This is a genomic window from Erwinia sp. 9145 (genome assembly GCF_000745075.1).
GTDB lineage: Bacteria > Pseudomonadota > Gammaproteobacteria > Enterobacterales > Enterobacteriaceae > Erwinia > Erwinia oleae.
Genome location: NZ_JQNE01000001.1, coordinates 3855349 through 3869360, shown reverse-complemented (window position 1 = coordinate 3869360; position 14012 = coordinate 3855349). Strand labels below are relative to the sequence as shown.

12 protein-coding genes are annotated in these 14012 nt (G+C 55.1%); 5 read left to right on the top strand and 7 right to left on the bottom strand.

Going from position 1 to position 14012, the window contains the following annotated elements; genetic code table 11:
* Nucleotides 1–219: 219 nt before the first annotated feature.
* Nucleotides 220–501, top strand: a complete 282-nt coding sequence (locus tag FA91_RS18205) for a SelT/SelW/SelH family protein (protein ID WP_034918060.1) — start codon at nt 220–222, stop codon at nt 499–501.
* Nucleotides 502–725: 224 nt separating this feature from the next.
* Here the strand turns inward: FA91_RS18205 and FA91_RS18200 are convergent, their stop codons facing one another.
* From FA91_RS18200 to FA91_RS18180, 5 genes are all read right to left on the bottom strand, one after another.
* Nucleotides 726–1088 (bottom strand): YibL family ribosome-associated protein, encoded by a 363-nt coding sequence (locus FA91_RS18200; protein ID WP_034918059.1) that lies wholly within the window; start codon nt 1086–1088, stop codon nt 726–728.
* Between the two features lie 72 nt (nt 1089–1160).
* Nucleotides 1161–1685: an MltR family transcriptional regulator gene (locus tag FA91_RS18195; protein ID WP_275451277.1), complete on the bottom strand. Its 525-nt coding sequence runs from the start codon at nt 1683–1685 to the stop codon at nt 1161–1163.
* Between the two features lie 95 nt (nt 1686–1780).
* Nucleotides 1781–2929 (bottom strand): mannitol-1-phosphate 5-dehydrogenase, encoded by a 1149-nt coding sequence (mtlD, locus tag FA91_RS18190; RefSeq protein ID WP_034918057.1) that lies wholly within the window; start codon nt 2927–2929, stop codon nt 1781–1783.
* Between the two features lie 91 nt (nt 2930–3020).
* The gene (locus FA91_RS18185) at nt 3021–4955 is read right to left on the bottom strand and encodes a PTS mannitol transporter subunit IICBA (protein ID WP_034918056.1); all 1935 of its coding nucleotides are present in this window, start codon (nt 4953–4955) and stop codon (nt 3021–3023) included.
* A 426-nt stretch (nt 4956–5381) separates the two neighbouring features.
* Nucleotides 5382–6098, bottom strand: coding sequence for a DUF3053 domain-containing protein (locus FA91_RS18180; protein WP_034918055.1), 717 nt, complete (start codon nt 6096–6098; stop codon nt 5382–5384).
* 429 nt (nt 6099–6527) lie between these two features.
* On the opposite strand from FA91_RS18180, the gene FA91_RS18175 reads away from it, so the two are divergent.
* Both FA91_RS18175 and FA91_RS18170 read left to right on the top strand, forming a co-directional pair.
* Nucleotides 6528–6821, top strand: coding sequence for an HTH-type transcriptional regulator (locus FA91_RS18175; protein WP_034918053.1), 294 nt, complete (start codon nt 6528–6530; stop codon nt 6819–6821).
* 168 nt (nt 6822–6989) lie between these two features.
* Nucleotides 6990–7910 (top strand): Rpn family recombination-promoting nuclease/putative transposase, encoded by a 921-nt coding sequence (locus FA91_RS18170; RefSeq protein WP_034918051.1) that lies wholly within the window; start codon nt 6990–6992, stop codon nt 7908–7910.
* Nucleotides 7911–7994: 84 nt separating this feature from the next.
* On the opposite strand, the gene glyS is transcribed toward FA91_RS18170, so the two are convergent.
* Together glyS and glyQ are read right to left on the bottom strand one after the other, a co-directional pair.
* Nucleotides 7995–10064: a glycine--tRNA ligase subunit beta gene (gene glyS / locus FA91_RS18165; RefSeq protein WP_034918050.1), complete on the bottom strand. Its 2070-nt coding sequence runs from the start codon at nt 10062–10064 to the stop codon at nt 7995–7997.
* A gap of 9 nt (nt 10065–10073) precedes the next feature.
* Entirely contained in the window at nt 10074–10985 is a 912-nt protein-coding gene (gene glyQ / locus FA91_RS18160) for a glycine--tRNA ligase subunit alpha (RefSeq protein ID WP_034918049.1), read from the bottom strand.
* Between the two features lie 325 nt (nt 10986–11310).
* Here glyQ and FA91_RS18155 point away from each other — a divergent pair, with 325 nt between their 5' ends.
* Together FA91_RS18155 and FA91_RS18150 are read left to right on the top strand one after the other, a co-directional pair.
* Nucleotides 11311–12519 carry an aldose 1-epimerase family protein gene (locus FA91_RS18155; protein ID WP_034918047.1) on the top strand — a complete coding sequence of 403 codons (1209 nt, stop codon included), beginning with the start codon at nt 11311–11313 and terminating at the stop codon, nt 12517–12519.
* A 217-nt stretch (nt 12520–12736) separates the two neighbouring features.
* Nucleotides 12737–14005 (top strand): nucleoside permease, encoded by a 1269-nt coding sequence (locus tag FA91_RS18150; RefSeq protein WP_034918046.1) that lies wholly within the window; start codon nt 12737–12739, stop codon nt 14003–14005.
* The last annotated feature ends 7 nt before the right edge of the window (nt 14006–14012 follow it).

Below are 14012 nucleotides of genomic sequence, written 5' to 3'. Positions count from 1 at the left end.
TGCTGCCGCTGGCGTAAAAACCGCTAAAAGAAGAGTATGCGCCTGCTGCGCGTTATAAATGTCGATCCCTGACTCATACTTGCAAATGAGAATGATAATAATATTGATTACCTATATCAACTGTCTCCATAATTTATTCACAATTCAATCTGCATGGACGTTGACAGCCCCCGTTTTGTCGCCCGAAGATGAGAGTCAGATTTTTTTAGGAGACACGTCATGAAAACCTCTCCCGCCGTGACCATTGAGTATTGTTCCCAGTGCAACTGGCTGCTACGTGCAGGCTGGATGGCGCAGGAACTGCTGCACACCTTCAGCACCGACCTGGCCTCGGTTACCCTGATTCCGGGTACCGGCGGCATTTATCAGATTGCCATCGACGGGCAGCTTATCTGGGATCGCAAAACTCATGGCGGTTTTCCGGAAGTGAAGGAGCTGAAGCAGCGGGTGCGTGATATCTGTTTTCCCGAACGGGATTTAGGGCATATTGATAAAGCGTAACGCCCTGATTGAGCGACAAAGAAGGGAAGGGATGACCACTCTGTTCCTACAGACCCTGGGTGAACCGAGCATCACTGGCGCCGTTGGCAACCTGAAGATGAACAGGCTCACTGCTCTATGAAGATGTCGACCGCCGGGTAAAGATTTGCCCGGCGGCCATTGACCTTAATGTACCTGTGTAACCGTGTCGCGTTCACTGCCTGGCAGCAGCGGACGCTATCGGATCAGAATGCGCTTTTCGCATAGCCGGTCATCTCTTTCAGGCCCATTTCACGGCCTAACGCGGTCATTGGATGAACCACAACGATGCCGCGAACGCTTTTTTTCAGCGCGCCCAGATTGGCCTGCTCTTTTTTAGTGATAGCGCGGCTGAACGGCATCTTTTTCAGCTTCTGCGCTTCTTTGCTCAGCTTCTCTTCGCGCACGCCGCGCAGGCGGTCGATCTCAGCGATCAGCTTCTCTTTTTCCTTCAGCAGTTCGCCGAGTTTTTCCGCGTTGCCGGACTCCAGCAGCTGCGGTTCTTTATGCGTTAAGGCATCCAGCTTATCGCTCAGCGTCTTAATTTCTGCCTGAACTTGTTCTTTCATCATGATTAACCGTGCAGTGATTCGTTGCCGCAAGGATACACGAAAGCGACGGGGAGAGGGAAAGGTCGGAGACTACTTTTTGAAGGCCTGTTTGAGACTGATGCGGGAGATAAGCTCGGTCAGAGAGAGCACCAGCGTGGAACGCACCATCTGTTGATAGCGCTGTTGCAGCATGGCGCGCAGATTTATATCGTCAATGGACAGATCGGGAGGAGGAGGCAACGCCGCCACGCAGTGAAGCTCGCCGAATGGCCCAAGCAGTTCGTCATCGGTAAAACGGTAGTCGGTGCCGTCGTCGTTCAGCGCCTCGCGCAGCGCCAACAGCAGCTCGGCGTCTTCATATTCGTTGCGGCTGATCACACCCAGGCCATAGATCAGCTTCAGTCTCACCGGCAGTTCGCCAAGCGGGCCGTCGCCCAGCAGAAGCGGCTCTACCGCATATTTTACGGCGTAATCGTCCTTGCGGAACACCTTCATCACCAGCAGATTAACCGCCTCTGCCAGCAGTTCAACCGCCGCAATCAGAAAACCCCTGACCGAACGACCCGCGTTCAGGCGTTCCAGTACCCGATTCTCAAAAGCCTGAGGTTTTTCCATAAGAGCCTGCATATCGTTCTTTGACCTGCTTAGCAGTGCCGAAGCGGGTACGGCGCTGTCGCCATACCCGCTCTGCTCGTCCGTTGAGCCTGGCATTATGCCATAGCGTCGTATGCCTTCACTACCGCAGCAACGGTATCGCTGTTGGCATCAAGCCCGGACACCTGCGCCAGCGTATCCTGCACGCCAAGGCGTGACAGCAGATCCACCAGCTCCTGCGCCTGCGGATCCTGCTCGCTGCGATAGTGCATGGCGGCGGCAATGCCGGTAACCAGGTTGTCATGCGGCAGCGCGTACTCCAACGTGCCCAGCGTGGGCTTGATCAGGCGATCGCCCGCACTCAGCTTACGCAGCGGCTGACGACCCACGCGCTCCACGTCATCTTTCAGATACGGGTTCTCAAAACGGCCGAGGATTTTCTGGATATAGGCCGCATGCTTGTCGGCGTCAAAGCCGTAGCGCTTGATCAGCACCGCGCCGCTCTCTTCCATCGCCCCTTTCACCACCGCGCGCACTTTCTCATCGAGGATCGCTTCGCGAATGGTTTTATGGCCCGCTAACTGACCCAGGTAGGCGGTGATGGCGTGGCCGGTATTCAGGGTGAACAGCTTGCGCTCAACAAACGCCATCAGGTTATCGGTGAGTTCCATGCCGGGAATGTTCGGCAGCTCGCCTTTAAACTGTGTTTTATCGACGATCCACTCGCTGAAGGTTTCTACGGTAACCTCCAGCGGATCGGTGGTGCCCGCTTCGGAAGGCGGTACGATGCGGTCAACGGCGGAGTCCACGAAGCCGACGTTGGCCTCAACCCAGGCGTGATACTGTTCAGGCAGCGCCTTCAGCACAAAACCTTTTAATTGCGTGGTGCCGCGCACCATGTTTTCACAGGCAATGATATTCAGTGGGCGAGTGTTACCGCTATCACTGCGTTTGGCTAAGCCTTTCGCGATGCCGCCAGCGATGCGCTCGAGGATCTGCGGGCCAACCGCCGTGGTAACGATATCAACGTCGGCAATCAGCGGAATGATGTCATCGCTGGCGCTGCTCACGGCGTTAACGCCTTTAACCGTTTCAACCTGCGCCTGCTCGCCCACCACGCGCACCGGGTATTCGTGACGGGCGTTCAGCGCGTCGAGAACCACCTGATTCACATCGGCGAAGGTCAGTTGAATGCCCGCATCGGCCAGGAGTTTGCCGATAAAACCGCGGCCGATGTTACCGGCGCCAAAATGTAATGCTTTCATAAACTTTCCCTTATTAACGATCGAGGGCCGGACAAACCCGACCCGAAAAAAAGGCCGGGCATCCCCGGCCCTGTGGGTCAATAACCTTGCGTTACGCTGGCTGTTTGCCGGAGAGCAGGTCCAACACTTCCTGCACGTCGGTGGTCGTTGCCAGACGAGCGATAACGCTGTCGTCATCAAGCGCGTTAGTCAGGCTGGTGATCACCTGAATGTGCTCGTTATTGCGGGCGGCGATACCGATTACCAGGCGGGCAATGTCGTCCTCTTCGTCACCGAAGCGTACGCCTTCCGGATACTGGCAGAACACCACGCCGGTCTTCAGCACGCGATCTTTTGCTTCAATGGTGCCGTGCGGCACAGCGATAGATTCGCCCAGGTAAGTTGACGTCAGCTTCTCGCGATCCAGCATGGCTTCCACATACGCTGGCTCAACGTAACCGCCTTTAACCAGCTGCTCACCGGCAAAGCGAATGGCCTGCTCTTTATCGGTAGCATGGTTGCCGAGGAATACGTTGCTGGCGCTCAGTTTAAACAGGTGTTCCTGGCTGTTGTCATAGCTGTCGTTCAGCGTGGCGGTGACTTTTTCGCGATGGCCAGCGCTGCGGTTCGCTTCCACCAGACGCGCGGTCAGATCGGTGTAGAGACCGCTGTCGAGGAAGTTGGTCAGCGAGATATGCTGCGCGTGAGGTGCCTGACGCATTGCGCGTTCGGTCAGATCGCGGTGCGTGATCACCAGGTCCACATCGCCGGGCAAATTGTTGATGGCGGTGTTGGTCACAGAAATGTTGGTCAGGCCTGCATCATTCACTTTTTTACGCAGCACGCCTGCGCCCATTGCGCTGGAGCCCATACCGGCATCGCAGGCAACGATAACTTTGCGCACGTGGCTCAGGTCGCCGTTCATGCCGTCTGCGGCGGTAACGGGCGCCGTGCCGGTCTGGCCTTTCGATTTGGCTTTCATATCGCTCACGCGACGCGCCGCCGCTTCGATATCGTCCTCTTCTTTCACCTTGCTGGTTTTCAGCAAAATGGCCGAAACCACAAAGGAAACCGCAAACGCCGCCACGATGGCTGCAATATTGGCGAAGTAGGCGCCTTTTGGCGTCATTGCCAGCACGGCCAGGATCGAACCAGGCGAAGCAGGTGATACCAGACCGCCGTTCAGCAGCGTCAGGGTGAATACGCCGGTCATGCCGCCGAGGATCACCGCGATCAGCAGACGTGGGTTCATCAGCACATACGGGAAGTAAATTTCGTGGATGCCGCCCAGGAAGTGGATGATGGCCGCACCGCCCGCAGACTGACGCGCGTTGCCGCGACCAAAAAACATGTAGGCCATCAGCACGCCCATGCCCGGACCGGGGTTCGCTTCAATCAGGAAGAAAATAGACTTGCCGGCTTCACTGGCCTGCTGGATACCCAGTGGCGAGAAGATACCGTGGTTGATGGCGTTATTCAGGAACAGAATTTTCGCCGGTTCAACGAAGATCGAGGTCAACGGCAGCAGGTTGTTCTGCACCATCAGGTTTACGCCAGCCGCCAGAATATGCGACAGACCTTCCACCAGCGGGCCGATAGCCAGGAAGGCGAGGATCGCCATCAGCATACCGATAATACCGGCTGAGAAGTTGTTAACCAGCATCTCAAAGCCGCTTTTGATTTTACCGTCGATCACGCGGTCGAAGGCTTTAATGGCCCAGCCGCCCAGCGGCCCGGCGATCATTGAGCCAAGGAACATGGGCATATCAGCGCCCACGATCACGCCCATCGTGGTGATTGCGCCCACCACGCCGCCGCGATCGCCGCCAACCAGACGGCCACCGGTATAACCGATCAGCAACGGCAGCAGGTAGGTGATCATTGGCGCGACCAGCTTGGCCAGCGTTTCGTTCGGCAGCCAGCCGGTAGGAATAAACAGCGCGGTGATAATACCCCAGGCGATAAACGCCCCGATATTTGGCATCACCATGTTACTCAGAAAGCGACCAAAGCTTTGAACCCTGATCTTGATATCTGATGAGGACATAAAAACACACCCCTTATTTGACACGCGCTAAAAATAAGAGAGCGCGCTGATTTATTGTTTGAACGCTGACGGTAAAAACCATCCGTATTACTGTATGCACGCGGACTCTACCACGCGAATATGACGCTGCGTAGTCACGCTTAAAAATGTGACGTATATCACCTAATAGCCGGTCGGTGAGGGGGTTATTTAGTGATGACGATCACATTTATAACGTGTAAAAAAAAGACAAAGGCGAATTAATAACCAATTCAACGCCTTGTACGTGATTTGGGTCACAATTCTAAATGAAGTGTTTATAGTAAAAATGTGAATAAGATCACAATTTTTTAACGATAAGATCCCGGGCAGTCGGTCTTAAGAAGGGAAAGGCAGCGAGCGGTGTAACAAAGTTACGCAGGCTCGGCTGCCTTTAGAGCGGGCAGGTTAACGGAACTCGCCCTGAAGCGCGCGCTGCGCCTGGCTTAATGCAGGCACATTCGCGGAAAGATTATTCATTAATACATTGTACTGGGTGGCCTGTTGCTGCGTCGGAAACTGCACCTGCGGGCCGTTAAACGTTACCTGTGCGCCCTGCTGTTGCAAGAAGTCACCGGCCTGCACCGCGTCCTGGCTCAGCGTTTGCAGAGCAGGCAGCGTGGTAATCAGCGCGGAAGCTGGTTGCGTCACGACGTTGTTATAGACGTTGTTGTAAACGGTTTTCAGATCGTCTGGCTGTTTCAATCCCGCTTTGCTGCCGTCCGCCTGCGTTTTCGCCGCCTGAATCTGCTGCGTCAGCACGCTAAGCGAGCCGCTGGCCTGCCGCAACACGTCGCGCTGGGTTAAGTAATCCTGCGGTGAGCGGATGGTCGACAGCGCATCCACCACCGGTTTCATACCTGAATCCACCGCGCGATTAATCTGCTGCGAAAAGCCATAAATGATGGCGTAGTCATTGACGTAATGACCAAAATTTTTCTTTTGATCTTCACTCAGATTCGGCAAATGTTCGCCGCTGCGCATAACGGTGTTTTGCAGAAAATCGATAAAGGCTTTGCGCTGATCGGCTTCATTATCACCGCAGCCCGCCAGTTGAAAGACCAGAAAGAGCGCCACAAAGGGAGCCAGCACGCGCGTCCAGCCGCGAGAAATTCCTGTCATCATGAGAAATAACTCCTGTTAATAAAAATGCAGTTAACGCAACGGCCCACGCCGCGAATACAGAATAGTTTAACGCGTTCATTAAGAATATGAAAAAACGGCGTCCGGCGTGTTAATGATGCCGATTTTCAGGGTCGCCGATGATGAAAATTTATCACCCTCTCCCTTTCAGCACCGGGCAGGCTATACTTACAATAAGCATGACCGAAAGGGCGCTCTTCACCCGCCAGAAGCAAGATCGAAAAAGATTCAAAAAATATGTCGCAAAGCGCAAAGTTTGATCTATAACTTAGATCCCTGGCGTTTCCTGCGCTGTCTCTCTGACCTTTTTGCAAGAGCTTCTCAGCGGCCGAAGTCTGCCAGCATTATGAGCCTGAGTGTCAGGTTCTCCCTCTGGTTGTTCACATTTGTGATTTTTATGAGGAGTGCTATATGGAAACCAAAGATCCAATGTCCGAGCTGCTGTCCAGCCTGGAACACATTATCCTGACGCGCGAAGTTATTCAGGCGGCCCCGGCACTTAAAGATGATGTGGTTGTTCATGAACCGAAGCGCATCCGCGAAATTACCGGTATGGAAATTGATGAGTTTGCCCTGGCAATGGGCGTCAGTGTTTCTTCGGTGAAGAGCTGGGAAGCGAAGCGTACCCGCCCTTCACGCAGCGCGCAGAAGTTAATGCAGTTGATCCAGATGAATCCCTGCCTCAGCCGTGAGCTGCTGGCATAAAATCAAACCCGCCAGATGGCGGGTTTTGTGTTTTCAGTCGCCGATACTTTTCCTGCCGCTTGTTACTCTTCTCTGAACATCCCCTCTCGCCCTAACTGTCTGTTCAGGCGGACAGAGCTTATTGTATGATGCGATGACACAGCGCGCTTGCCAGGGAGGCAACGGAAAATGCCTGAAAGGAAAAATGCCACGCCAACGCCGCACGATGCGGTATTCAAACAGTTTTTAACCCATCCTGAGACTGCTCGGGACTTTATGGATCTTCATCTGCCGGGGACACTGCGGGCGCTGTGCGATCTTGATACGTTAAAGCTGGAATCCGGAAGTTTTATAGAAGAGAACCTTCGCCCTTATTACAGCGATGTGCTTTACAGCCTGAAAACGGCGGGCGGCGACGGCTATATCCATGTGCTCATTGAGCATCAAAGCACGCCTGAAAGGCATATGGCCTTCAGGCTTCTACGCTATGCGGTGGCAGCCATGCAGCGCCACCTTGATGCCGGACATAAAAAGCTGCCGCTGGTTATTCCCGTATTATTCTATAACGGCAAACGCAGCCCCTATCCCTATACCACCAACTGGCTGAATAACTTTGATGATCCGGCGCTGGCTGCCAGACTTTACAGCCACGACTTTCCGCTGGTAGACGTAACGGTTATTCCTGACGACGACATCATGCATCACCGCAGCATGGCGGTACTTACCCTGTTGCAAAAGCACATTCACCAACGCGATCTTGCAGAGCTTCTGGACAGGCTGTCAACGCTTTTACTGGCTGAACACCTCACAGGACAGCAGCTGATTTCGCTGATAAACTACCTCATACTGGCTGGCGAAGCGACAGACGCCAAAGCCTTTGTACATGACCTGGCGCAGCGTGTGCCACAACATGAGGACGAACTGATGACCATCGCACAGCAACTGGAACAGAAGGGCATCGAAAAAGGACTTAAGCAGGGCATTGAAAAAGGCCGCAAACAGGAAGCGTTGAAAATCGCACGGTCCATGATGCTGAACGGCCTTGATCGTCATGTCATCATGAAAATGACGGGCCTTACGGAAGATGAACTGGCGCAAATCTCCCACTAACCGGCCGTCGCCAGCCCAATCGAAACGACAAGCGATAAAAAACCCGCCAGACGGCGGGTTTTGTGTTTTCAGGCGTTCACTGCGTTATTGCAGCAGTGAAATATCCGCCACCTGCAAAAACAGCGCGCGCAGCTTCGACAGCAGCGTCAGGCGGTTAATTCTCACCTCGCGGTCTTCCGCATTGACCATTACTTTCTCGAAGAAATCATCAACGGCGGTACGCAGCTGCGCCAGTTCGCTCAGCGCTTCCTGATAACGGCCTTGAGCGTAATACGGCGCGAGTTTGCTGCTGAGCGCGGAGACGTAGGTCGCCAGCTTGATCTCTTCGTTCTCTTTCAGCAGCGACGCCTGCACGCTGTCGTTCAGCGGTTCGGTTGATTTCGCCAGAATGTTGGAAACGCGCTTGTTCGCCGCCGCCAGGGCGGTGGCATCGTCGAGCGTACGGAAGTGCGACACGGCCTTCATGCGGGCGTCGAAATCTGCCGGGCGCGTCGGACGACGGGCCAGCACGGCCTGAAGCGTATCCACGCTGTGCCCCTCTTCCTGATACCAGGTGCGGAAGCGGCCAAGCATGAAATCGATCACCTCATCAACAACCTTGCCGTTGCTCAGCTTGCTGCCGTACAGTCGAACCGCTTCCCCGGTAAGGGTTTGCAGATCGAGCGGCAGGTTCTTCTCAACGATAATGCGCAACACGCCCAGCGCGGCGCGGCGCAGCGCAAACGGGTCTTTATCGCCTTTCGGATGTTGACCGATACCGAAAATTCCGGCCAGGGTGTCCATCTTGTCGGCGATAGCCAGTGCACAGGCCACCGGATTGGACGGCAGATCGTCGCCGGCAAAACGCGGCTGATACTGCTCGTTCAGCGCCACGGCCACATCCTCCGCTTCGCCGTCGTGGCGCGCATAGTGCATGCCCATCACGCCCTGGGTATCGGTAAACTCAAATACCATGTTGGTCATCAGGTCGCACTTGGAAAGCAGACCCGCGCGGGTAGCGTGATTGACGTCGGCGCCAATCTCGCCAGCAATCCAGCCAGCCAGCGCCTGAATGCGGTCGGTTTTATCGCGCAGCGTGCCCAGCTCTTTCTGAAACAGGACGGTTTCCAGACGCGGCAGGTGATCTTCCAGACGTTTTTTGCGGTCGGTATTGAAGAAGAATTCTGCGTCGGCGAGGCGCGGACGCACCACTTTTTCGTTACCGTCGATAATCTGCTGTGGATCTTTTGATTCAATATTGGTGACAAAAATGAAGTGTGGCAGCAGCTTGCCCGCGGTGTCATAAACCGGAAAGTATTTCTGATCGCCCTTCATGGTATACACCAGCGCTTCCGCCGGCACGGCCAGAAACTTCTCCTCAAAGGTGGCGGTCAGCACCACCGGCCACTCCACCAGCGAGGCCACTTCTTCCAGCAGGCTGTCGCTCAGATCGGCGATGCCGCCAATTTTTCGTGCTGCGGCTTCGGCATCCGCTTTGATCTGCGCTTTACGCGCGTCAAAATCGGCCTGAACCTTGCCGCGTTCCAGCAGGATCTGCGGATAGTGATCCGCGCTGTCGATGGTGAATTCCGGCTCGCCCATAAAGCGGTGGCCGCGGATCGTGCGTGCAGAGTCAATACCCAGAATGGTGGCAGGAATGCTTTCGTCACCGAGCAGCAGCGTAACGGTATGCACCGGCCGCACGAACTGCACGTCCGAATCGCCCCAGCGCATCAGTTTTGGGATCGGCAGTTTCGCCAGCGCGGTGCTGACCATCGCGGGCAGCAATGAACGCGCGCTTTCGCCTTTCACGTTCGCGCGATACACCAGCCACTCGCCTTTGTCGGTTTTCAGGCGGTCGGCCTGATCGGCGGTGATACCGCAGCCGCGCGCCCAGCCTTCAGCGGCTTTAGTTGCCGCGCCGCTGGCGTCAAAGGCGGCGGAAACGGCCGGGCCGCGTTTTTCAACGGTGCGATCGGGTTGTGCGTCGCTCAGGTCGGCAACCTTCAGCGCCAGGCGGCGCGGCGCGGCATACCAGCGAACGTCGCCGTGCGTCAGGCCCGCAGCATCCAGTTCGGCGGTAAAGTTGGCGGCAAAAGATTCGGCCAGGCTGCGTAGCGCCTTCGGCGGCAGCTCTTCGGTGCCGATTTCCACCAGAAAAGTTTTATCAGTCATGGCTGCCTCTTATTTCTTGTTATTGCACATCGGGAAGCCCAGCGCCTCGCGGGACGCATAGTAGGCTTCCGCCACGGCTTTGGTCAGGGTACGAATACGCAGAATATAGCGCTGACGCTCGGTTACCGAGATCGCTTTGCGCGCGTCAAGCAGGTTAAAGGTATGGCCCGCCTTCAGAATGCGCTCGTAAGCGGGCAGCGGCAGCGGTTTTTCCAGCGCCAGCAGGTGCTGCGCCTCTTTCTCATACTGCTCAAAGCAGGTGAAGAGGAAATCGACGTCGGCATGTTCGAAGTTATAGGTAGACTGCTCGACCTCGTTCTGATGGAACACGTCGCCGTAGGTGGTTTTACCCAGCGGGCCGTCGCTCCAGACCAGATCGTAGACGCTGTCCACGCCCTGGATGTACATCGCCAGGCGCTCCAGACCGTAGGTAATCTCGCCGGTCACCGGCTTGCACTCCAGGCCGCCAACCTGCTGGAAATAGGTGAACTGCGTCACTTCCATGCCGTTCAGCCACACTTCCCAGCCCAGACCCCAGGCACCCAGCGTCGGGTTTTCCCAGTTGTCTTCTACAAAGCGAATATCGTGAATGCCAGGATCGAGCCCCAGCTCTTTCAGCGAGCCAAGGTAAAGCTCCTGAATATTGTCCGGCGACGGCTTGATGATCACCTGAAACTGGTAATAGTGCTGAAGGCGGTTGGGGTTTTCGCCGTAGCGGCCGTCGGTCGGTCGGCGGGAAGGCTGCACATAGGCGGCGGCGACAGGCTCCGGGCCAAGTGCGCGCAGGCAGGTCATCGGGTGAGAGGTTCCCGCACCCACTTCCATATCCAGCGGCTGCACGATGGTGCAACCCTGGCGTGCCCAGTAATCCTGTAAGGTCAGGATCAGTCCCTGAAAGGTCTTGGTATCAAACTTTTGCATGTTGGATCCGCACGCGATACGAGTAGTTATAAAAAGTGGGCGTCAGTATACCCTCTGACCGTGCGTTAGTCAGCCCGATGTTTGGTCAGAAGGGGGCACGACGCCAGGCTGAATCGTTTTAAGCAAAACGCTCATTTTACCGATTTGAGTCACATATTTTTTTGAAAAATTTTTACATAAGACAAATTTTAGTGCGCGACAGCCGGTTTTCCTGATTGAAACAGCCAAATAATCGTGCGGGTGATAGCTGTCACATTTTAATTTAAACCGTATTTGTACTCTTTCTTCCCGCAAGCTAAATCAATTCAGCTACAGGACGAAAATGATGAAAAAAAGCGTAATAGCAGGGGCTGTTTTACTGACCATCAGCGGGCAGACGATGGCCCAAAACTGGGTGCTGACCGATGCTGAAAGCGGCACGGAGCAAGGAAACTGGCAGACCAGCAGTAAAGCGCTGAAGCTGTCAGGTGAAAGCTTCAGCATTGAGCAAAAAATCCTGCACGGCGGTAAACAGGAGGGCAGCAAGGTGCTGACGATCGTCAGCCAGAATGGGCTAACTATCGCGCTGAGCCCAACGCGCGGGATGGATCTGCTGCACGTTAGCGGTCATGGCATGCGGCTGGGCTGGGATTCGCCGGTCAATGAGGTGGTCAATCCGGCTTATATCAATCTTGAAAGCCGCAACGGCCTGGGCTGGCTGGAAGGCTTCAATGAGATGATGGTGCGCTGCGGTTATGAATGGACGGGTCACCCGGTGACCAAAGACGGCGTGATCTACACGCTGCACGGCAAGGCAGGCAACACACCCGCATCGAAAGTGGAGGTGTCGATTGATGATAAGGCGCCTCATGAAATCCGCATCCGTGGTTTGTTAAAAGAGAATACCTTTAAAAAAGCCAACCTGGAAACGTGGACAGAGCTGCGCTATGTACCGGGCGCGGACGCCTTCACGATTCACGATGTGCTGACAAACCGCGCGGACTACCCGCACGACTATCAGATCATCTATCACAGCAACTTTAGTACGCCGATCCTTGAAAAAAATGCCCGTTTCATTGCGCCGTTAAAATCGGTTTCGCCCTTTAACGACTACGCGAAAAAAGGGCTGAATGACTGGAACGTTTACGCCGCGCCCACCAAAGATTTCGATGAAATGGTGTTCAATCTGGTGCCAAAAGCGGATGAAAACGGCAAAACCCTGGCGGCGGTGATCAACAGTAAAAGTGATAAGGGCGCGTCAATCGAGTTTGATACGCACCAGCTGCCGTTGCTGACAATGTGGAAAAATACCGACACCCTGAAGCAGGGCTACGTCACCGGTATTGAGCCAGGCACCAACTATGCTTATCCGGTAACGATTGAGAAAGAGCAGGGGCGGGTGAAGCAGATACAACCCGGCGAAAGCAAAGCATTCACGCTGACCTATACGCTGCTGAAGGACGCCAGCGCGGTGCAGAAAGTTGAACAACGCGTGAAGCAGCTTCAGGGGGATGAAAAGCCGGCCGTGGATGAGAAGCCCATCGCCGTTGAGTGATAACCCGTAAGGTGGCCCGGCCACCTTTTTCTTCCTTCTGGTTTTCTCTTCCGCTTTCTGCCCGATGCCCACCTCCGCTCTTCTGACGTAGTATGTCCTTCTGATGTAGCTTTACCGTGTAAAGAAGCGATTCAGCACTAAAATTCGGGCTTTTGGTATTGCAAAGGTATTACGTAAAGGTACTCTTTGATCGTACCTACACCAGGGGAACACCCAAATGAAAAATAAAATAGCCAGCCTGTCATTTATGATGTTCGTCGAATGGTTCATCTGGGGAGCGTGGTTCGTTCCGCTGTGGGCCTTACTGCAAAGCAAAGGATTTACGCCGGTCGAAATTGCCTGGTGTTACGCCTGTACTTCACTGGCGGCAATTATGTCGCCCATTCTGGTCGGTTCCCTGACTGACCGCTTTTTTCAGGCGCAAAAGGTATTGTCCGCACTGATGCTGGCAGGTGCGGTGCTGATGTATTTCGCCGCGCAGCAGGAGAGCTTCGGGCCCTTCTTCGCCCTGATGCTGCTCTATTCGCTGACTTACATGCCAACCATCGCGCTGACCAACAGCATTGCGTTTTCGCACGTTGGCGACGTGGAGCGCGACTATCCACGCATCCGCGTGCTGGGCACGCTTGGCTGGATTGCCTCTGGTGTTGTCTGCGGCTTTCTGCCGCCGATGCTCGGTTTCGGCGACATCTCCGCCAGCAATATTCCGCTGCTGGTTGGGGCGGGCAGTTCCGCCGTCCTGGGCGTATTTGCGCTGACGCTGCCGGCAACGGAGCCGAAAAGTACCGGAAAATTCAACCTGCGCGTGGTGCTGGGGCTGGATGCGCTGCACCTGCTGAAAGACCGCAGCTTCCTGGTCTTTTTTGTCAGCTCGTTTCTGTTCAGCATGCCGCTGGCCTTCTACTACATTTTTGCCGAAGGCTTCCTGAGCGAAGTCGGGCTGAAGCACGCCACCGGCTGGATGACGCTGGGCCAGCTTTCTGAAATCTTCTTCCTGCTGGCGCTGCCGTTTTTTATCAAGCGCTTCGGCATCGGCAAGGTGCTGCTGCTGGGGCTGGTAACCGCCGCGCTGCGCTACCTGTTCTTTGTCTTTGGCAGCGACCAGAACGTATTGACCTACGGCCTGCTGTTTATGGGCATTCTGCTGCATGGCGTCAGCTACGACTTCTACTTCGTTACCGCCTACATCTATGTTGATAAAAAAGCGCCGGTGGAGATGCGCAACGCCGCGCAGGGGCTGATCACTCTGGCCTGTCAGGGCGTCGGCAGCCTGCTGGGCTACCGGCTGGGCGGCTACCTGATGCAGGAGATGTTTCAGTATCCGCAGCCGCAAAACGGCCTGACCTTTAACTGGGCGGGCATGTGGTTATTCGGCAGCGTGATGATCATCATTATCACCATTGCGTTCGTGGCGCTGTTCCGCGACGGCCGGAAAAAAAGCGACGAACTCAGCCCGCTGGCCGCATCAGCCAGCGGTGAAAAATAGAGGAAAA